Raw genomic sequence first — 18306 nt, 5'->3', positions numbered from 1 at the left:
AGCAACGCGTATATGGGTTGCGAAGCCTTGTCTGGCGGGCCTTGGCGCCGCTCGTTGCGGTGTTTTTTCGTACCTATGGATTACCCTAGCGCCGCCTGCAACAAGCGGTTCTTGCAATGCCGGCTGGCAGAATAGCGGCGCGGCCACGCGAACCATAGAGACAGCACTCACCATGAATCGCACCGACGATCCATTCGATACCTATCTGTTGCGCGTTTTGTGCACGCTGATCGGCGAGCGCAGCGTGTCGCGCACGGCCATTCGTATGAACCAGTCGCAACCGGCTATCAGCTCCGCGCTCAAGCGGTTGCGCGCGATCTTCAACGACCCGCTGCTCACGCGCGAAAAGAATGTGATGGTGCCGACCGAGCGCGCCATTCAACTCGCACAAAGTGCGCAAGCCGCATTGAGCGCGCTCGATAACCTGCTCGTATCGGACGATCATTTCGATCCTGCGACCACCGAACAAAGCTTCACAGTGGGCATGCCCGACTATCTGGCGCCCCCCTTCTTTGCGCATGTCGTGCGCGAATTCAGGCGCGCTGCACCGCATGCGCGCCTCGTCGCCGTGCCGCTCTCGGCCGCATTCAACTATGAACAGGGGCTCTCGGAGGGCTCGCCGGATATCGTCATCGGCAACTGGCCCAATCCTCCCGAGCATTTGCATTTGTCGGTATTGCTCGAAGATGACGTCGTGTGTGTCGTTGCCCGCGACAGCGTATATGCGAAGTCAGGCAAATTCGATGCCGAGGACTATCTGAGCGCGTCGCATATCGTGCCGACGCCGTATTCGCGCGATCAGCGCGGCGTCGTCGATACCGGGCTCAGCACCATGCGCGTGCATCGTGACAACCGCGTGAGTTGCCCATACTTCAATCTCGCGCCCAGCCTCATACCGGGCACCGATCTGATTCTCACGACAGGCCGGCATTTCGCCAACTATCACGCGCAGCATCTGCCGCTCGCCGTGCTCGATCCGCCGATCGAATTTCCGTTCATGCGGTTCTATCAACTCTGGCATCCGTCGCGGCATCGTTCGGCTTCGCACGTGTGGTTGCGCGGCATGCTGACGGCGGCCGCGCAGGAGCTGCGCGCGCTGCGCGACATGCATCGCAGTTAGCGCTATCGCGTTCTGTTATGCGGTCAATAGGATAGGGTGTCTCGCCGCCCGATCGCGCGCTTTCTATACTCGGCACGAATCGCCATCGATGCCTTATAGGAGAGCCATTCATGTCACAGACAATCAATCTCGAACCGATCAACGCGTTCGATCACACGGCCTTCGTCGGCGCCTTCGCGAGCGTGTTCGAACATTTTCCGCAGGCGGCGGAGGGCGCCTGGAGCGCGCGTCCATTCGCATCCGCCACGGGATTGCACGACGCGATGATGAATGTCATCCGCAATCTTGACGACAAGAGCCAGCGTGCCTTTCTGAACCTGCACCCGTTGTTGTCAGGCGCGAATATTCGCTCCGGAACGATGACGGCGGATTCGGATGCCGAGCAAAAAAGCGCCGGGCTCGATGCGATGTCGGCCGAACAGGACGCCTTGCTCGATCGTCTCAATGCCGCCTATCTCGAGCGCCACGGCTTTCCGTTCATCATCTGCGTGCGGCATTACACGCGCGAGGGCATCTTCAGCGCGCTGGAGCGACGTATCGGCCGCAGCACGCAGCAGGAGCTGGATGAGGCTTTGGCGCAAATCGCGTCGATCACGCGTGCGCGCTTGAATGCGCGTCTCTGCGCGCTCAAGTGACGGAAATGCGGCGGCGGGTCTGACGTTGCATCAGGCCCGCGCGCCTATCACTGTGCCGCGTTCCATGTCTGCGCGGTCGTCCGCCACTTGCCGTCGGCGCCCTTGGCGAGCACCTTGAGGACCACGCCCTTATATGACGTCTTCTTGCCGTCCTTTTCCGCGACGGCGGTCCAGTTCGCGGTTTGATACATCAGATTGCCGACTCGCTTCGCACTGACGACATCGATCGTGTGATCGCGAAAGCCCGCATCAAACAGGCCTTTGTAGAACTTCTCGACGTCGGCACGTCCCTGAACGGTTGTTCCGTTTCCGGGGGACACCACGGCCTTTTCGTCGTACAAGGCGCCCAGCGCCCGAGCATCTCCCTTGTTAAAGGCCGCATTCCAGGCGGTATTCGCATCGTCTATTACCTTGTCGTGCTGCGCGAATGCAGTTTGCGACGCGATCAATGCGAACAGCACGCCGGCACCGAATTGCCTTAAGGATTTTTTCATCACGTATCTCCAAGTGGCGAACTCGCAGACCTGGGCGATGTGTGACTGCGTGCGGGTGATGAAAAACGCAAGCACCGATTCCGGTGTCATTTTTCGAATTTGCTTACAGTCGCCCGTCTGCGCGTGGAGTATAGGCAGCGGTCTTCCTGTAATCAATTAACGCAGAATCGGCGATACCTTTCACTGGGCGGCGCACACGCGCGGCACGCGATGAAAGTTGCGGTCGAAATAAATCAGGCTGTCGCCGTCGTCGCGCACGCGGATCGCGGTCGTTTCGACGAACATCACCGAATGCGATCCGACTTCTTTTGCCTCGACGATGGTGCCCTGCAGGCTCGCCAGCGCATCGCGTAATACCGGCACGCCGTTCATGCCTTCATCCCACACCGGCAACGAGAAACGTTCTTCCATGGAGAGTTGCGTGAGACCGGCGAAGTGCCGCGCGATCTGTTCGAGATGACCGGGCAAGACATTGATGCACACGTTACGATTGTTCACGAATGCGGCATGCATCGCGCTCGACCGGTTGATGCAGACGAGCAGCGTCGGCGGCGCATCCGTGACCGAGCATACGGCGCTGGCTGTAATGCCGCAGCGTCCATGCGTGCCCGTCGTCGTGATGACGTTCACCGCGGCCCCGAGATGAGCCATTGCCTGTCGAAACTGCTTGCGTACCTGTTCGATATCGGCAGAGTCGGGGCGGGGCAGCGCGGACATGGAGCGTCTCCTGTTCGTTTCGTGTTTAACTTCGTGTATAGCAAACCGTGAATCGAACGTACGCGCTGAACCGCACAAAGATGATCGGCACGATCCGCTAAATGCCACGCGTGGTTACCGACCGCACTAAAGCTTTGGCTACCTCACGTAACCGAGGCGATTTTGCCGAGAAGCCCCATAAGTCGCTGCAAATGGCGGCGAGCGACGCAATCCGTCAGGAAACCGTGCGCCCCGGCATCCGGCGCAAGTTCTAAAGTGGTTTGTGAAGTACGCGCGGGCGCCTACGCATGGGCGCGCCTGTTTTTCAATCGTGCATTCCTAGAATTGTGCAACGAGCGACAGAAGCAAAAAATTAGAAAGCTTGACGCCAAAAAATCGAAAACCTATAAGCAGTCGCATCGATATCGACGCAAGTAGCAGGAGCAGGGCATGTACGCCAACTATGAAACCTTTGAGGACGCCGACCGCCACGCGCATGCGCTGACAGGTTGGGAACAGCGCTATGACCAGGTGGGCGAAGGCGCGTTTCGCAGCACGGTGAAGCAGGTTTCGGTGGCGGGCGTGCAGGTTTTTCAGGAATCCGCGAACGTTCGTATCGTGCAGCGCGGGCAACTTCCGCCGGGGTTCGTCACATTCGGGCTCGTGCTCGGCGGCGGCGCACCGTTCTCGTTTCAAGGCGTGCGGGTCGACGAACACGCGCTCGTCGCCGCGCCTGGCGGCAGGGAATTTTTGCTGCATTCGCCACCCGACATGTCGATGCTCGGCGTCGCCGTGAATACGAGTCTGCTCGCATCGGCAGCGGACGCGGCGGGTGTCGATGTCCAGGACGAGATTCTCGGTCGCCACGTGCTGAGCATCCCTGCCGCAGCGGGCTGGCGGGCGGGAAAGCGCATCATCGCGGCGGTGGAGACCGTTCTCTCAGACCCAGATCCGTTTTCTTCGGGCGATGGCGCGCGTCGCTTCACGCACACCGTGACGGAGAGCATTCTGGATCTGCTCACGTTCCATGTTCCGACGCGCGAAGACCGGCTCACTTATGCATGCCGTGCCGACGTCGTGCGACGCGCTCATGATCTGGTGCTTGCTCGCCCCGAGCAGCCTATCTCGGTGCTGGATCTCTGCGAAAAGCTGCGCGTGAGCCGGCGCACCATTCAAAACAGCTTTCAATCGGTCACGCAGATGAATCCGGTAAGTTATCTGCGAGCCGTGCGTCTTGCACAAGTGAGACGGCTCCTGACAACGACATCGCAAGGCGAAGTACCGGTGCGCGAAGCCGCGATGCGCTGGGGATTTACCAATCTCGGCCACTTCGCGAGCGATTATAAGAGCCTGTTCGGCGAACTTCCCTCTCAAACACTGCGCGCCCGCTAACGCAGGCGCAATACATTCCCTTCCTGCCGATCGCGAGCCGCATTGCCGCGCTCGGCAATCGGCATTTCCTTTCCGAGGCTTGCATCAAGAGTCGCCTGAATACGCCTGTCGCGCGCATCGCTGTCGGCTCCCTTTCGAATACTCCATTTCGGCACGCACGCGCTGCCGGTTACGAAGTGCTCTTTTTTATTGTCATCTTTAGAGTCGTTTCGACGATAAACGAGGAGGAGCACAGATGAAGGTGAGACGGCTGGCCACCGCCATGGGGGCCTTGTTCTATGGACTGCTTGCGTGTCAGTTACACGCGGGTGCGGCCGAAAAGCCGGAAGAACTGACGGTGGCGAAAGTGCCGCCGTATAGCCCGCATCGCGTGTTCGTGACGGATGTCTCGTTTGCGAGCATGACCGATGCACGAGTGCATGTGTTCGACGGCGACACCAAACGATTCGTCGGCGAGATCGATGCCGGTTTCGCGCCGGGCTTCACGATCTCGCCCGATCACAAGACGAGCTATGTGGCGACGACGTACTTCGCGCGCGGCAGCCACGGCCCACGCACGGACGTAGTCGAGATCATCGATAACACGACGCTCGACGTAACCGGTGAAATCGTGATCCCGCCCAAGCATGGCCAGACCGTGCCGACGCCATATCTCACGATTCTTTCGGAAGACGGCAGCCGCCTGTATGTGTCGAACATCACGCCGTCGACGTCGGTCACCGTCATCGATACGGCCGCGAAAAAGGTGCTCGGTGAGATCGATACCGACGGCTGCGTGCTCGCCTATCCGAGCGGCAATGATCGCTTCTCGGCGCTGTGCGAAAGCGGCAAGGCGCTCACGGTCAGGCTCGACGCCACGGGCAAGGAAGCGAGCCGGAAGCTCTCCGAGGCGTTCATCGACGTCGATCACGATCCTGCCTTCGTCAACGCCGTGCGCGACGGTAACAAGTATGTGTTCACGACCTTCCACGGCAATGTGCGCACGGCCGACTTCTCCGGTGATACGCCGGTTTTCGGCGCATCGTGGTCCTTGCTGAGCGATCAGGAGCGCAAGGCGGGCTGGCGTCCGGGCGGCTTGCAGCAGACCGCGCTGAGCACGGCCAGTCACCGTCTTTACGTGGCCATGCACAAGGGCGCGGACGGCTCGCACAAGGACCCGGGCACGGAGATCTGGGTCTACGACACCGAGAGCAAAAAGCGTGTGGCGCGCTGGGATCTCGCGAAGCAGAAGATCGACCCGCTGCTCGCGATTCAGGTCAGCACCGACGACAAACCGCTCTTTTACGGCCTTACGCCGACCTCCGATCTCGTCGTGATGGATGCGATGACAGGCAAGCGCCAGCACGTCGAAAAGCAGCTCGGCGCGACGTCGACATTGCTGCTCAACCCGTGAGGTGACGCGATGATCGATCCCGTCATTCTCATGGTGTGCATCGCGTCCGCGACGATCATCGCGCTCGCGAGCGCTGCGCCGAAGTGGCGCGAGCCGTCGCGCTTTCGCGCGTCGCTCGAAGCGTTCGCGTTGCTGCCTTCGTTTGCGCTCACGCCCTTGTCGTTCGCGTTTCCTGCGCTGGAGGCTGCGGGCGCAATCGGCTTGTTGTTCGCCGATACGCGCACGCTCAGCGCCATGGTGCTGATCGCGTTGTTCACGCTCTTCGGCGCGGCGCTCGCGATCAACGTGTTGCGTGGTCATACCGATATCGATTGCGGCTGCTCGGGCTTCATCGCCGCGCGTGCAACGGAACGCGCGCCGAAGTCGATCGGCTGGTGGCACGTCGCGCGCGCGTTGATGCTCGCCGCGCTCGCATGCGCCGCGCTCGCACCCGCGACTGCTCGCGAGCTCATGTGGCTCGACTATTCGAGCGCAGGCGCCTGCACGCTTTTTGCCGTCGCCGCGTGGTTCACGCTCGATGCGCTGCTGGTCAATCTTCCCAAGCTCGATTCTCTGAGGAATTCATGATGCAAACCGCCCTGATGATTTCGGCCGCACTGTCGTGGGCCGCATTGCTTGCGCTCGGCGCGATCTGTCTCGCACTCGTTCGCCAAGTCGGCATTCTCTATGAACGCATGATGCCGGCGGGCGCACTCATGATCGACAAGGGCCCGGCGGTCGGCGCGATCGCACCGGTGTTCGAGTTGGGCGATATCGCGGGCCGCGCGGTGAAGGTCGGCGGCTTGTCGAACTCGAGGCGCAACACGCTCGTCTTCTTCCTCTCGCCGACGTGCCCCGTGTGCAAGAAGCTGCTGCCCTTGCTGCCGTCGATTCAGGCACGCGAAGGTGCAACCGACATCGTGCTTGCAAGCGATGGTGAATTCGAAGAGCACGCCGCCTTCTATCGAAAGACCGGTCTTTCGCAATATCCGTATGTGCTGTCGCAGGAACTCGGCCTTTCTTATCAGATCGGCAAGCTGCCTTATGCCGTATTGCTCGATGAAGAAGGCAAGGTCCGCGCGAAGGGTCTCGTTAATACGCGTGAGCATCTGGAAAGCCTGTTCGAAGCAAAAGAACGGGGTGTCGCTTCGTTGCAGGAGTTCGTGCACGGCAAGCACGACGATCACGCACATCACGAACATGAAGGGCAAGTCGGGCAGCACGCCTGAAGACGCCGACAAATCATTCATTCCTACAGGTGAGCGTCCATGAAATGGCTTGATTCATTCTTCGAACATAAGGCGCGCGGCGTTGCACAGCGAAGTTCCCGGCGCAGTGCGATGGCGAAGCTCGGCAAGGTGCTGGTCGGATCGGCAATGGTGCCGCTGCTGCCAGTGGATCGCACCGCGTATGCGACGGAACCGAAGAAGCCGGGCGCGTCGGCTAGCGACGATCCGACGAGCTGCGACTACTGGAAGTATTGCGCGATCGACGGCTGGCTTTGCAGTTGCTGCGGCGGCACATCGAGCAGTTGTCCGCCGGGCACGACGCCGTCGCCGATCACGTGGATCGGCACATGCCGCAATCCGCACGATGGCTCGGACTACATCGTGTCGTACAACGACTGCTGCGGCAAGACGACTTGCGGACGTTGCTTCTGCAATCGCAACGAACGCGAAAAGCCGCTCTACAAGTTATCGCTCAATAACGACATCAATTGGTGCATGGCGAACGGCAATTCGAATTACCACTGCTCGGTATCGGTGCTATTGGGAGCGGCGACGCAATGAACACAGCAAGTGTTTTGATGGCGGCGCTCGCTGCCGGCGCGATGAGTTTTGCATCTCAATCATTCGCGCAAACGATGCATTATCCCGGCGGCAAAGCGACATTCGACGGCAAGTGCGCCGTCTGCCACCAAGCGGGCGGCAAGGGCATGGACGGACTCGCGCCGCCGCTCGTCGACTATCCGGGTAAATACGCGGGCTCGCCCGAGGGCCGCGCGCAATTAGGGCATACCGTGCTCTATGGCATGTTCGGTCCGATCAAGGTCAAGGAGAAGAACTACAACTTCAAGATGCCAAGCTTCGCATCGCTATCCGATGAAGAAATCGCCGACGTGCTGAACTACGTCGTGTTCGATCTGAACGCGCAGCATGGTTCGGCCAAGCCCTTCGACGTGGCAGAGGTCAAGGCATGGCGCGCCGGACCGCTCGATCAGACCGCCGTGCATCAGCATCGCGAAGCGGTCGTGAAGGGCCTCGGGCTATGAAGCCGCGCGCGGTCCTCGCCGCTGCGATGCTTGCCGCGCTCTTCATCGCGGACGCATCGCAGGCGCAGGCGTACGACGCGGCGCGGGCGCGTCAGGACTGGGTGCTCAATTGCATGGGATGCCATACCGCCGATGGTTCCGGCATCCCCGGCAAAGTGCCCGCATTGCGTAACTCGCTCGGCCATTTCGTCTCGTTGCCCGAGGGCCGTCAGTTCGTGATGCGCGTGCCGGGCGCCGCCAATTCCGCTTTGAACGATGCCGAACTCGCGAACGTCCTGAACTGGCTGCTCGCGACGATGAACGAGCAATCGCGGCCTGCATCGTTCAAGCCTTATACGGCGGAAGAGATCGCCGCGTATCGCCGTCCCGCGCTCACCGATGTTGCGCGCACGCGCATGAAGCTCGTGAAGGAACTGCAGGAGAACGGCGTCAACGCCGTCCCCGAACACTACTAGGAGACACTGTGATGAATAACAGCCAGCATCTCGCGATGCTCGATTCGACGCGCACGTTCATCGCGTCGGCGCAGCAAATGTTGATCGACGGCGCATGGGTGAACAGCGCAAGCGGCGCCACGCTCGATGTGATCAATCCCGCCGATGGCGAACTGCTCGCCCGCGTCCCCAGTGCCGATGAGGCCGATGTGGATCGCGCGGTGCTTGCCGCACGTCGCGCATTCGACGACTCCGCATGGTCGCGCATGAAGCCGACTGATCGCGAACGCCTGTTGCTGCGGGTCGCCGATCTGATCGAAGCGAATGCGCGCGAGCTCGCGGAGATCGAGTCACTCGATAACGGCAAGCCGGTAACGGTCGCGCAAGGGCTCGATGTATCGATGGCCGCGCAATGCTTCCGTTATATGGCCGGCTGGGCGACGAAGATCGAGGGCAGCACGCTCGAAGCATCGATCCCGTATAGCCCGTCGAATGATTTCTTCGGTTATACGCGCAAGGAGCCGGTGGGTGTCGTCGGCGCGATCATTCCGTGGAATTTCCCGTTGTTGATGGCCTCGTGGAAACTTGCGCCTGCGCTTGCGACAGGCTGCACCGTCGTGCTGAAACCGGCGGAAGACACGCCGCTGTCCGCATTGCGCCTCGCGATGCTGATCCAGGAAGCGGGCATCGAGAAGGGTGTCGTGAATGTCGTTACGGGACTCGGCCGCACGGCAGGCGCGGCGCTCGCGCGTCATCCCGGCATCGACAAGATTGCGTTCACGGGTTCGACGCCGACCGGCAAGGCAATCGGTCACGCGGCGCTCGACAACATGACGCGCATGTCGCTCGAACTCGGCGGCAAGTCGCCGGTGATCGTGCTGCCCGATGTCGATATCGACAAGGCGGCGGAAGGCGTCGCCAATGCGATCTTTTTCAATTCGGGACAAGTGTGCACCGCCGGTTCGCGCGTCTACGTGCACGAGAAAGTATTCGATCGTGTGATGGAGCGCGTCGCGGCCATCGCTCAATCCTTGCCGATGGGGCCGGGCCTCGATGCATCGACGCAGATCGGTCCGCTCGTGTCGGCGCGGCAGATGGATCGCGTGCTCGGCTATATCGAAGCGGGACGCGATGAAGGCGCGCGTGCGATCGCGGGCGGTGCGCGCAAGGGGGGCGCGGGTTTCTTCGTGAAGCCGACCGTGCTCGTCGATACGGATCATTCGATGAAGGTGGTGCGCGAGGAAATCTTCGGGCCGGTGCTCGTCGCGATGCCGTACGACGATATCGACAGCGTGGTCGCGAAAGCGAACGACACGCCGTATGGACTCGGCGCGAGCATCTGGTCGAACAACCTCTCGGCGATTCACAAGCTCGTGCCGCGCATCAAGGCGGGCACCGTATGGGTCAATTGCCATTCGCTCCTCGATAACGCGATGCCGTTCGGCGGTTTCAAGCAATCGGGCTTCGGACGGGAGCTCGGACGCGCGGTGATCGACATGTACACCGAAACCAAGTCGGTGCTGATCAATTACGCGTGAGGACGCTCGCATGACAACTCGCACGATCGCGCGGCAACTCGTTTCGACGGCGGCGCTCGCCGTATGCGCGAGCGCATCGGCGCAAAGCACGGTGACGCTTTACGGAACCGTCGATGCCGGGCTGACCTACACGACCAATCAGCAGATCACCAGCGCCGACGGCAGCGTCGGTTCTGGGCATAACTTCGCATTTTCTGGCGGCAATCTCGTGCCTTCGCGTTTTGGATTTCTCGGCGTGGAAGATCTGGGCAGCGGCTTGCAAGCGAAGTTCAACCTTGAGAACAGCTTTTATACCGGAACAGGAGGCCTGGTTCAGGGTGGGGCGTTGTTCAATCGTCAGGCCTGGGTGGGTCTGGCGCACGAGCAATTCGGCACGTTGTCGCTCGGGCGTCAATACGATTCGTATTCGGATTTCCTCGGGCCTTATGTGTCGAGCAATTCATGGGCGACGCTTTACGGCTCGCACATCGGCGACGTCGACAACCTGAACGAAGCATTCAACTTCAACAACGCAATCAAGTACACGAGCCCCGACTGGAATGGCTTTTCTGTGGGCGGCACGTATAGCCTCGGTGGTGTCGCGGGTGACTTCGGGCAACGGCGCGGCTATTCGTTCGCAGCAGCTTATACGCGTCTGCCGGTCTCGATCAGTGCGGGCTATCTGAATCTGCACAATCCGCTCGATGCGGCTTTGGGTGGCGCAAACGGCTATATCGGCGATTTTGCCTGCTCCAATCCGTCAGCGCTCTATTGTCAACTACAGAATGCGGAAGCGCTGAAGGCTTATGGCGCGGGCGCATCGTATGCGATCGGGCCGGCGACCATCGCGCTGACCTATACGCATAGCCGCCTCGAGCATAGCCAGTACTTTGCCGATAGCGCCAATCCGCAGGGCCGCAATATTGCGTTCGATATCGGCGAAGTGAACCTGACTTACGCGGCTACGCCGTTTTTGCAACTGGGGCTCGCCTATATCTATAACAATGCGAAACCCGACGGCGGTTCATCGACGCGTTTTCATCAAGTGAACCTCGGCGCGAATTACGCACTTTCGAAGCGCACCGCGTTGTATGGTGTCGCCATCATGCAGAAGTCGGTGGGGGCGGGACTCGGTATCGATCCGGCAACGGGCGGGCCTGCGAATTACGCGCAGATTCCCAATCTGGCTAACTCGAACAGCGATCGACAACTGTCTGTGACGCTCGGCATACGGCATAACTTTTGAGTATTTCCGAGGGCGTGCGTCGACCCCGGCCGGGATGATTCCGCGCCGGGCTTTTTTGCTTGTGTCTTCGCGTGGATCGTTCAATCTTATGGATGCGCATCGGCTGCGGGCATTCCGATGAAGATCTACTGCTGAACGTTGGCCATTCGATAGCGCGCCACGTGAAGCGCCTTGATGCGTTCGGCGAACTCCTCGACGGGACCATCGACGACTGTATTTTCGATAACTTCCTGTATCGTCAGCGGACGCACACGCCCGGGTTGTGCGCCGAGTTCCGCACGCCAGCTCGTGAATTGCGCGGTTGACGCCGCATAGACGATGCGCCCCAGCCCGACCCACGCGTGCGCCGCCGCGCACATGGGGCAATGCTCGCCGGAGGTGTACACGACCGCGTCCTTGCGCTCCGCTTCCGGCACGTTCTGCGCCGCCCATTTCGCAATCGCGAATTCCGGGTGCCGCGTTTGATCGCCGTTGCTCACGCGATTGCGGTCTTCGAAAAGCACGCGCCCGTCCTTTGCGACGAGCATCGAGCCGAAGGGCTCGTCGCCGTTATCGAGCGCTTCCTGCGCCAGTTCGATGCAGCGGATCAGGTGCTTCTTGTCGGTATCGTCGATCATGGTGTGTCCTCCCTGGTTGACTGAACGATACACGGATGCTTCTGCGCTGCGCCAGCGGCGCATTTCCTTTCACATCTGGTGCGGTTCGAAAGCCTCGAACGAACGACTATGGCGGGCAGGGCGGTATAAAATCGGGATGTACTACTCTCGCGCTCCGATGCGCACGCCGCCATGGAAACTCCTTCGGGCAAAGAAGCCTCCCGCAAGCGGATGTCGCCCCGCATGCTCAATGTACTGACGGCACTCATCGGCATCGCTACGCTGGCGTTGGGCGTGGCGTGGCTGATCTATACGTGGATCGTCCATCTGGAAATCCCGTATTTCGCCATTCCACTCGTGCTCACGGTGCCGGTGATCGTCGCGGTGGCGTTCCGAAATTGCTGGGACTGACGCGCGGCCGAATCGCCGTTGCCACGCGGCTGCCAGAAAAGGTTGCGCGGAAATGAAAACGCACCGCGGCGATATAGATCGCCGCGGTGCGTCTGAATGTCGTTGGTAGGCTCGATTGGACTCGAACCAACGACCCCCACCATGTCAAGGTGGTGCTCTAACCAGCTGAGCTACGAGCCTACGGAAGCCGCGAATTATAGGGGAAACTTTCGCGTTGTGGGAGTTCTTGGGTGAAATTTTTTGATCCGGTTTTGGGAGGCGTTGTTCGACCTGGAACCGGTAGCCGACCGTCATCCCGAACGTTAAATTTATTTTACATAACACAAATTATCGTATTTTTCTGGTGTTGCGGCTTTATCCTAATGTCGTGTTCTGGCTATTTACAGATTCGGGTTGTTTACCGGTGGCAAGCTCGCGACTGTTCGCCCAGCGGGAGCCCGCCAATTCACCACGCAATCGCCCATCCGCAGCCCGTTCAACGCTTCCTCACATCCCCCAGCGCAACGCCGCCGTGTGCACCGGACTATCCCAATGCCTCGCCATCTCGTCATCGAGCGTGCAAAGCGTGATCGACGCTCCCGCCATTTCCAGCGACGTCGTCAGCGCGCCCACCTGAGAGCGCGCCACGCTCAACCCGCGCCAAGCGAGCCACGTCCGCGCCGCGTGATAGAGCAGATAAAGCTCCGACAACGGCGTGCCGCCGAGCCCATTGACGAGCAGAAGCAACGACGCATCCGCCGCTGGCTTCAGATCGTCGACGATCGCCGTAAGCAATTCATCCGCAATCGCGTTGGCGGTTTCGAACTTCGCCCGTCTGCGTCCCGGCTCACCGTGAATGCCCACTCCGATCTCGATCTCATCGTCGCCGAGCGTGAAGGTCGGCTTGCCCGCAGCAGGCACCGTGCAGCTCGAAAACGCCACGCCCATCGATGCAATCCGCGCCGTCACGCGCTCGCCGAACGCCCGGCACGCTTGCAGATCGGCACCGGTTTGCGCGAAGCTGCCCACGAGTTTCTCGACGATCACCGTGCCCGCCACACCGCGCCGTCCGGTCGTGAAGCTGGAGTTCTCGACGGCGACATCATCGTTGACGAGCACCGACGCATTCGGCATCTCGCACAGCTCGGACGCCATCTCGAAGTTCATCAGGTCCCCTGAATAATTCTTCACGATGAACAGCACGCCCGCGCCCGTATCCGCCGCCTGCGCCGCCGCCATCATCTGATCGGGCGTCGGCGATGTGAAGACCTGCCCGGGGCATGCGGCATCGAGCATGCCGTGTCCGACGAAGCCGCCATGCAACGGCTCATGCCCTGATCCGCCGCCCGAGATGATCGCGACCTTGCCCGGCTTCAGCACTCGGCGCACGATGTAGAGCGGATCGAAGTTGACCGTCACGAGATCCGCATGCGCCGCAGCGAAGCCCGCGAGGCTTTCAGTCAGGTAATCATCGACGCGATTGACGAACTTCTTCATGTCCGCTGCTCCATTTTTGTGGTCAGGCATCGCCTTGCGCGAGCCGCGCGCAGACCGCTTCGATCATGAGCTGGCTCGATCGCGCGCCCGGATCGACATGGCCGCGCGAGCGCTCGCCGAGGAACGACGCGCGCCCCTTCGTGGCGAGCATGTCGCGCGTCGCGAGCATGCTTTCTTCCGCAATGCGCGGCAGCGCTTCGAGGATCTCCTTCTTCGAAGCGAGCGCATCGGCCATCGCGGTGAAGCGTTCGGCGACAGGAATGAGCACGTCCATCATCGTCTTGCTGCCGATGCCCGTCTTGCCGCGCTGGCCCACGGCATCGACGCCCGCCGCGAACGCGCGCGCGACAGCGGCGACGCCGGCATCGTCGGTCGGTGTCTTCGCCATGCCTGTCAGCATCGAAAAGAAGAGCGGCCCGGACGAGCCGCCGACGGTCGACAGCACTTTCGTCGCTGCAAGCTTGAGCGCGGGCGCGAAGGACTCGCCTTCGATTTGCTCGCGCATGCCGGCGAGCGCCCCCATGCCGCGCAGCAGGTTGATGATGTGATCGCCGTCGCCGATCGCCTGATCGAGCGAGGCGATTTCATCGGCGTGTTCCTTGAGCGACGCATGCGCCGCGTCGATGCACGTCATGACCGTCTTGCCGTTCATCCCCTGCCCTCCGTTCATGCTCAGAGTGAGCTGAAAGGATACAGCGTCGCGACGGCTCGCGCAGACCGATCAGGTCCAGGGCACATGCACCCGATCGAGATTCCTGTCGAGCTGGTATGCCGCGCTGATGAGCGCGAGATGCGTCAACGCCTGCGGGAAATTACCGAGCGCCTCGCCGCTCGTCGCCACTTCCTCAGAGAAAAGCCCGACATGGTTCGCGTACGCCAGCATCTTCTCGAAGACGAGCCGCCCTTCGTCCACGCGTCCCGCGCGCGCGAGCGCCTCCGCATACCAGAACGAGCACGCGGAGAAGCCGCCTTCCGTGCCGGGCAAGCCGTCGAGTGTCGAACCGCGCGTGTAGCGGAAGATCAGCGGATCGACGCGCAACTCGCGACCGATTGCATCGAGCGTGCCGATCCAGCGCGGATCCTTCGGGCCGATGAAGCGCACGAGCGGCATCATCAGCGCAGAGGCGTCGAGCGTGGCGGAGCCCGGCGTCTGCACGAAGCTCCCGATGTCCTCGTTCCAGAACTGTTCGTGGATGTCCCGATGAATCTCGTCGCGCGTGCGGAACCAGATCGCGAGCGGCGCGGGCAGCGAGCGCTTCTCGGCGAGCCGCAGTGCGCGATCCAGCGTCACCCAGCACATCAGGCGCGAATGCAGGAGCGCGCGCGTGCCGTTGCGGAATTCCCAGATGCCGTTATCCGCCTCGCGCCAATGTTCGACGACGTAATCGACCGTGCGCGTCACATGCCGCCAGCCCTCGTACGAAATGGCCGCGCCGTACTTGTTGTAGAGGTAGACCGAATCGAGCAGCGCGCCGTAGACATCGAGCTGGATCTGATCGCGCGCCTCGTTGCCGACGACCATCTTTCCCGGCACTTCGCCCACGAGGCTCGTCAAGGCGCTTTCCGCGAGCGCGTCGTTGCCGTCGACCGAGTACATCACGCGCAACTTGCCGTGCGCGCTGCAATCGCGGCTGCGCTCGGCGATCCATTTCATGAAGCGCTCGGCCTCGCCGGTATAGCCGAGGCGCAAGAGCGCATACACGGAGAACGCGGCGTCACGTATCCAGGTGAAGCGGTAATCCCAGCGGCGCGAGCCGTCCTGCGCCTCGGGCAGGCCGAAGGTCGGCGCGGCGACGATCGCGCCGAATTCCTCCGAGCTCAAGAGCTTCAAGGTCAGCGCCGAGCGCAGCACGACTTCGCGATAGCGCCCGCGATACGTCGAGCGCGACGACCATGCTTTCCAGTAATCGATGGTGTCGGAGAGGATCGCATCGTGGTTCGCCTCGATGTCGGCGAGCCCGTCCGCCCCGCCGAGCGCGAAGCATGCGCAATCGCCCGCCTCGAATTCCAGCGTGGCGCGTGCGCCCTGCTCTTCGACGGCGAGCGGCACGTTCGCGATGAGGCGCAAGGGCGGCGAGCCGTCGGCGCAGATGAATTCGATGCCCTTCTCCACGGCATGCGCCGTGTGCTTCGCGCGCGCGTAGTCGAAGCGCGGGTCGCAGCGCACGTCGAGCGTCATGCGCCCGAACACGAGCCGCACGATGCGCAGCACGCAGTTCGGCACCTCATCGGCGCGGGCGGCATTCGATGCGACCGGCATCAGATCGAGCAGCTCGCACACGCCCTCGTCGGTCATGAAACGCGTGAGCAGCACATTCGTTTCGGGCAGATACATCTGCTTGACATTGGCATGCGGCGCGCGCGGCGTGATCGAGAAAACGCCGCCACGCTCCTCATCGAGCAGCGCGGCGAAGAGCGTGGGCGAGTCGATGCGGGGAAAGCACATGAAGTCGATCGCGCCGCACAGCGACACGAGCGCGGCCGTCTTCATGTTGCCGATCATGCCGCGCCCATCGACGAGCAACGCGGCGGCGTGTGGAACCTTCTGGGGATGGTGTCCCATCGCGATGTGCTCCCGACGAGCTTTGTTGGCATCGTCAGGCGGCGAGCAAGTCATATTCCTGTCGTGCGCGACAGGTTCGGTGCCTGTGACAAAGAATGGACGCCGCGTGTCAGCGCGCGGCGGTTCGATCGCCCTGCGTCGATTCGGGCGGTTTCGGCGCATTCCCGAAGTTCGCCGCGCTCGCCCCGCCGTCTTGCGCGGCGAGCGCGGAGGGCGTCGGCACGGGCGCATCCGCATGACGCGATCTGCCGAAGCTCGCGATATACAGCACGGCCGCCACGGCAACGCCTACCAGCACCGCCGCCACCGCCACGCCCGACGACTTTCGTCTCATTTTCACTCCCTTTCGGATACGATGACCGCGGCTCGCCGCCCGGCCCCGCGTCGATCGTAGCAGCGCCATGCGTGGCGCCTGCGTGGGGCGCCGCGCATTTCGGCATAAGAACTCAACGCAACCCGAGGAAAAAATTCATGCACGCCGCCACGGCATTCAATCTGGTGCTCGTCTCGCTGATCGCGATCATCGCGCTCGAAGTGCTCGCCAAGCGCTTGCGGCTGCCGCCTGCGGCCGCGCTGCTCGTCGGCGGCGTCGCGATGGCGTTCGTGCCGGGCTTGCCGCACATCGAACTCGACCCGGAGCTCGTCCTCGTCGTGTTCCTGCCGCCGCTCCTCATGTACGGCGCGTACTTTTTCGTGTGGGACGACTTCAAGCGCAATCTGAGCGGGATCCTGCTGCTTGCGATCGGCGCGGTGGCCTTCACGACGCTCGTCGTCGGCATCGCGGTGCATCTCGTCGTGCCCGAGCTGCCGTGGGCCGCGTGCTTCGCGCTCGGCGCAGTCGTCTCGCCGCCCGATGCGGTCGCCGCCAAGGCCGTGCTCGAGCGCGTCGCGTTGCCGCGTCGCCTGATGGTGCTGCTCGAAGGCGAAAGCCTGCTCAACGATGCGGCCGGCCTCGTGCTGTTCCGCTTCGCGCTCGTCGCCGCGATGAGCGGCGTGTTCAGCGCGCCGCGCGCCGCCGCGAGCTTCGCGGGACTGGCCGTTGGCGGCGTCGTGGTCGGGATCGTCGCGGGCTTCATCGCCGTCAGGATCATGCGCGCGCTCGAGGACGACTATCTCGTCATCACCACGTCGATGCTCACGTCATGGGTCAGCTATATCGCGGGCGAAGAGCTCGGCGTGTCGAGCGTCATCGCGACGGTCACGTGCGGCATGGTCGTCGGCTGGCATCAGCACGAAGTGTTCACGGCGGCGCAGCGCATGCGCGGCACGGCGTTCTGGCAAGTCGTCGTGTTCGTGCTGGAGGCGCTCGTCTTCGTGTTGATCGGCTTGTCGCTGCGCGGCATCGCCGTGCGGCTCGGCGGCGTCGGCGATGCGTTCTCGCTGCTCGGGCCTGCGACGGCCGCGGTGATCGCCGTCGTGATCCTGTCGCGCTTCGTATGGGTGTTCGGCGTCGAGGCGGTGAAATGGATCGCGTGGTCCGTCACCGGACGCAAGCGCGCGGACGCCGACGAAGCCGGCGTCGCCGTTCCCGACTGGCGCGCCGCTACCGTCGTGAGTTGGGCCGGCATGCGCGGCGTGGTGACGCTCGCCGTCGCGCTCTCCTTGCCCGAGACGATGCCTGGCCGCGATCTCATCCTGTTCGCCGGCTTCGCGGTGATCCTCGTCACCGTGCTTCTGCAAGGCGCGACGATCGGCCCGCTCATCGCCCTGCTCTCGTTGACGCGCGGCCATGAGCGCTCGTCGCGACATCTCACCGAACCGCAGGCATGGGCGCGCATGGAGTCGGCGCAACTCGCCGCGATACAGCCGCTCGTGCACGACGCCGACGGCAATGTGATCCATCCGCGTCTGCTCGAGCAATACACGTATCGCGCGGGGCTCACGCAGCGTTTTCGGGACATGGAGGAATTTCCGACGGACGCGCGTCACGCGCATTACGACGTCGTGCTCGCCGCCATCGCGGCCGGGCGCGCGGAGCTGCTGCGCATGCATCGTTCCGGGGAGATTCACGATGAGCTGCTGCATTCGCTGGAGCACGACCTCGATCTACAGGAGATCATCGCGCTCCATTCACGCGGTTGA

General features: G+C 62.2%; 20 protein-coding genes and 1 tRNA gene. 13 read left to right on the top strand and 8 right to left on the bottom strand.

Annotated features, from left to right (window positions below):
- Positions 1 to 172 precede the first annotated feature (172 nt).
- Positions 173 to 1120, top strand: coding sequence for a LysR family transcriptional regulator (locus NCR38_RS17360; RefSeq protein WP_061115803.1), 948 nt, complete (start codon positions 173 to 175; stop codon positions 1118 to 1120).
- Positions 1121 to 1230: 110 nt separating this feature from the next.
- On the top strand, positions 1231 to 1755 hold the full coding sequence (gene uraD, locus NCR38_RS17355) for a 2-oxo-4-hydroxy-4-carboxy-5-ureidoimidazoline decarboxylase (protein ID WP_061115804.1): 525 nt from the start codon (positions 1231 to 1233) through the stop codon (positions 1753 to 1755).
- Positions 1756 to 1802: 47 nt separating this feature from the next.
- Here uraD and NCR38_RS17350 read toward each other — a convergent pair whose 3' ends face one another.
- Positions 1803 to 2339, bottom strand: a complete 537-nt coding sequence (locus tag NCR38_RS17350) for an SgcJ/EcaC family oxidoreductase (protein WP_250477422.1) — start codon at positions 2337 to 2339, stop codon at positions 1803 to 1805.
- 90 nt (positions 2340 to 2429) lie between these two features.
- The gene (hpaC, locus tag NCR38_RS17345; RefSeq protein ID WP_061115805.1) at positions 2430 to 2966 is read right to left on the bottom strand and encodes a 4-hydroxyphenylacetate 3-monooxygenase, reductase component; all 537 of its coding nucleotides are present in this window, start codon (positions 2964 to 2966) and stop codon (positions 2430 to 2432) included.
- 429 nt (positions 2967 to 3395) lie between these two features.
- On the opposite strand from hpaC, the gene NCR38_RS17340 reads away from it, so the two are divergent.
- The 9 genes from NCR38_RS17340 to NCR38_RS17300 all read left to right on the top strand — a co-directional run bounded on the left by NCR38_RS17340 (position 3396) and on the right by NCR38_RS17300 (position 11178).
- Complete coding sequence (locus NCR38_RS17340) at positions 3396 to 4337, top strand: helix-turn-helix domain-containing protein (protein WP_061115806.1); 942 nt, start codon at positions 3396 to 3398, stop codon at positions 4335 to 4337.
- A 262-nt stretch (positions 4338 to 4599) separates the two neighbouring features.
- Entirely contained in the window at positions 4600 to 5730 is a 1131-nt protein-coding gene (locus NCR38_RS17335) for an amine dehydrogenase large subunit (protein WP_061116080.1), read from the top strand.
- 9 nt (positions 5731 to 5739) lie between these two features.
- Positions 5740 to 6297, top strand: a complete 558-nt coding sequence (locus NCR38_RS17330) for a MauE/DoxX family redox-associated membrane protein (RefSeq protein ID WP_061115807.1) — start codon at positions 5740 to 5742, stop codon at positions 6295 to 6297.
- Complete coding sequence (gene mauD / locus NCR38_RS17325; RefSeq protein WP_061115808.1) at positions 6294 to 6938, top strand: methylamine dehydrogenase accessory protein MauD; 645 nt, start codon at positions 6294 to 6296, stop codon at positions 6936 to 6938. Before NCR38_RS17330 ends, mauD begins: the two co-directional genes overlap by 4 nt.
- Positions 6939 to 6977: 39 nt before the next feature.
- Positions 6978 to 7499 (top strand): methylamine dehydrogenase light chain, encoded by a 522-nt coding sequence (locus NCR38_RS17320; RefSeq protein WP_061115809.1) that lies wholly within the window; start codon positions 6978 to 6980, stop codon positions 7497 to 7499.
- The gene (locus NCR38_RS17315; protein WP_061115810.1) at positions 7496 to 7981 is read left to right on the top strand and encodes a cytochrome c; all 486 of its coding nucleotides are present in this window, start codon (positions 7496 to 7498) and stop codon (positions 7979 to 7981) included. Before NCR38_RS17320 ends, NCR38_RS17315 begins: the two co-directional genes overlap by 4 nt.
- Positions 7978 to 8436 (top strand): cytochrome c, encoded by a 459-nt coding sequence (locus NCR38_RS17310; protein WP_086960624.1) that lies wholly within the window; start codon positions 7978 to 7980, stop codon positions 8434 to 8436. The genes NCR38_RS17315 and NCR38_RS17310 overlap by 4 nt, the downstream gene beginning before the upstream one ends.
- A gap of 11 nt (positions 8437 to 8447) precedes the next feature.
- Complete coding sequence (locus tag NCR38_RS17305; protein WP_061115811.1) at positions 8448 to 9953, top strand: aldehyde dehydrogenase family protein; 1506 nt, start codon at positions 8448 to 8450, stop codon at positions 9951 to 9953.
- A gap of 10 nt (positions 9954 to 9963) precedes the next feature.
- Positions 9964 to 11178: a porin gene (locus NCR38_RS17300; RefSeq protein ID WP_086960626.1), complete on the top strand. Its 1215-nt coding sequence runs from the start codon at positions 9964 to 9966 to the stop codon at positions 11176 to 11178.
- 125 nt (positions 11179 to 11303) lie between these two features.
- On the opposite strand, the gene NCR38_RS17295 is transcribed toward NCR38_RS17300, so the two are convergent.
- Positions 11304 to 11795 carry a nucleoside deaminase gene (locus tag NCR38_RS17295; protein ID WP_061116083.1) on the bottom strand — a complete coding sequence of 164 codons (492 nt, stop codon included), beginning with the start codon at positions 11793 to 11795 and terminating at the stop codon, positions 11304 to 11306.
- A gap of 171 nt (positions 11796 to 11966) precedes the next feature.
- Here NCR38_RS17295 and NCR38_RS17290 point away from each other — a divergent pair, with 171 nt between their 5' ends.
- Complete coding sequence (locus tag NCR38_RS17290; RefSeq protein ID WP_061115812.1) at positions 11967 to 12185, top strand: hypothetical protein; 219 nt, start codon at positions 11967 to 11969, stop codon at positions 12183 to 12185.
- A gap of 103 nt (positions 12186 to 12288) precedes the next feature.
- On the opposite strand, the gene NCR38_RS17285 is transcribed toward NCR38_RS17290, so the two are convergent.
- From NCR38_RS17285 to NCR38_RS17265, 5 genes are all read right to left on the bottom strand, one after another.
- Positions 12289 to 12365, bottom strand: a tRNA-Val gene (locus NCR38_RS17285).
- 306 nt (positions 12366 to 12671) lie between these two features.
- Positions 12672 to 13661, bottom strand: coding sequence for a dihydroxyacetone kinase subunit DhaK (gene dhaK / locus NCR38_RS17280; protein ID WP_061116084.1), 990 nt, complete (start codon positions 13659 to 13661; stop codon positions 12672 to 12674).
- Between the two features lie 22 nt (positions 13662 to 13683).
- On the bottom strand, positions 13684 to 14313 hold the full coding sequence (gene dhaL / locus NCR38_RS17275; protein WP_061115813.1) for a dihydroxyacetone kinase subunit DhaL: 630 nt from the start codon (positions 14311 to 14313) through the stop codon (positions 13684 to 13686).
- 69 nt (positions 14314 to 14382) lie between these two features.
- On the bottom strand, positions 14383 to 16224 hold the full coding sequence (locus NCR38_RS17270) for a glycoside hydrolase family 15 protein (RefSeq protein WP_061115814.1): 1842 nt from the start codon (positions 16222 to 16224) through the stop codon (positions 14383 to 14385).
- A gap of 109 nt (positions 16225 to 16333) precedes the next feature.
- Positions 16334 to 16558, bottom strand: coding sequence for a hypothetical protein (locus tag NCR38_RS17265; protein ID WP_061115815.1), 225 nt, complete (start codon positions 16556 to 16558; stop codon positions 16334 to 16336).
- Positions 16559 to 16695: 137 nt separating this feature from the next.
- On the opposite strand from NCR38_RS17265, the gene NCR38_RS17260 reads away from it, so the two are divergent.
- Positions 16696 to 18306: a Na+/H+ antiporter gene (locus tag NCR38_RS17260; protein WP_061115816.1), complete on the top strand. Its 1611-nt coding sequence runs from the start codon at positions 16696 to 16698 to the stop codon at positions 18304 to 18306.

Origin of the sequence: Caballeronia sp. INML1, assembly GCF_023631085.1 — a bacterium.
GTDB classification, from domain to species: Bacteria; Pseudomonadota; Gammaproteobacteria; order Burkholderiales; family Burkholderiaceae; genus Caballeronia; species Caballeronia turbans.
This window is presented reverse-complemented; position numbering and strand designations above follow the sequence as displayed.

Excerpts from the sequence above, each read along its gene's own strand:
- NCR38_RS17265 (WP_061115815.1), bottom strand. The coding sequence starts at position 16,558 with ATGAGACGAAAGTCGTCGGGCGTGGCGGTGGCGGCGGTGCTGGTAGGC.
- uraD (WP_061115804.1), top strand. The coding sequence starts at position 1,231 with ATGTCACAGACAATCAATCTCGAACCGATCAACGCGTTCGATCACACG.
- NCR38_RS17330 (WP_061115807.1), top strand. The coding sequence starts at position 5,740 with ATGATCGATCCCGTCATTCTCATGGTGTGCATCGCGTCCGCGACGATC.
- NCR38_RS17300 (WP_086960626.1), top strand. The coding sequence starts at position 9,964 with ATGACAACTCGCACGATCGCGCGGCAACTCGTTTCGACGGCGGCGCTC.
- mauD (WP_061115808.1), top strand. The coding sequence starts at position 6,294 with ATGATGCAAACCGCCCTGATGATTTCGGCCGCACTGTCGTGGGCCGCA.
- NCR38_RS17270 (WP_061115814.1), bottom strand. The coding sequence starts at position 16,224 with ATGGGACACCATCCCCAGAAGGTTCCACACGCCGCCGCGTTGCTCGTC.
- NCR38_RS17260 (WP_061115816.1), top strand. The coding sequence starts at position 16,696 with ATGCACGCCGCCACGGCATTCAATCTGGTGCTCGTCTCGCTGATCGCG.
- NCR38_RS17305 (WP_061115811.1), top strand. The coding sequence starts at position 8,448 with ATGAATAACAGCCAGCATCTCGCGATGCTCGATTCGACGCGCACGTTC.
- NCR38_RS17295 (WP_061116083.1), bottom strand. The coding sequence starts at position 11,795 with ATGATCGACGATACCGACAAGAAGCACCTGATCCGCTGCATCGAACTG.
- dhaK (WP_061116084.1), bottom strand. The coding sequence starts at position 13,661 with ATGAAGAAGTTCGTCAATCGCGTCGATGATTACCTGACTGAAAGCCTC.
- NCR38_RS17320 (WP_061115809.1), top strand. The coding sequence starts at position 6,978 with ATGAAATGGCTTGATTCATTCTTCGAACATAAGGCGCGCGGCGTTGCA.
- NCR38_RS17290 (WP_061115812.1), top strand. The coding sequence starts at position 11,967 with ATGGAAACTCCTTCGGGCAAAGAAGCCTCCCGCAAGCGGATGTCGCCC.
- NCR38_RS17350 (WP_250477422.1), bottom strand. The coding sequence starts at position 2,339 with ATGACACCGGAATCGGTGCTTGCGTTTTTCATCACCCGCACGCAGTCA.
- dhaL (WP_061115813.1), bottom strand. The coding sequence starts at position 14,313 with ATGAACGGCAAGACGGTCATGACGTGCATCGACGCGGCGCATGCGTCG.
- NCR38_RS17340 (WP_061115806.1), top strand. The coding sequence starts at position 3,396 with ATGTACGCCAACTATGAAACCTTTGAGGACGCCGACCGCCACGCGCAT.
- NCR38_RS17310 (WP_086960624.1), top strand. The coding sequence starts at position 7,978 with ATGAAGCCGCGCGCGGTCCTCGCCGCTGCGATGCTTGCCGCGCTCTTC.
- NCR38_RS17315 (WP_061115810.1), top strand. The coding sequence starts at position 7,496 with ATGAACACAGCAAGTGTTTTGATGGCGGCGCTCGCTGCCGGCGCGATG.
- NCR38_RS17360 (WP_061115803.1), top strand. The coding sequence starts at position 173 with ATGAATCGCACCGACGATCCATTCGATACCTATCTGTTGCGCGTTTTG.
- hpaC (WP_061115805.1), bottom strand. The coding sequence starts at position 2,966 with ATGTCCGCGCTGCCCCGCCCCGACTCTGCCGATATCGAACAGGTACGC.
- NCR38_RS17335 (WP_061116080.1), top strand. The coding sequence starts at position 4,600 with ATGGGGGCCTTGTTCTATGGACTGCTTGCGTGTCAGTTACACGCGGGT.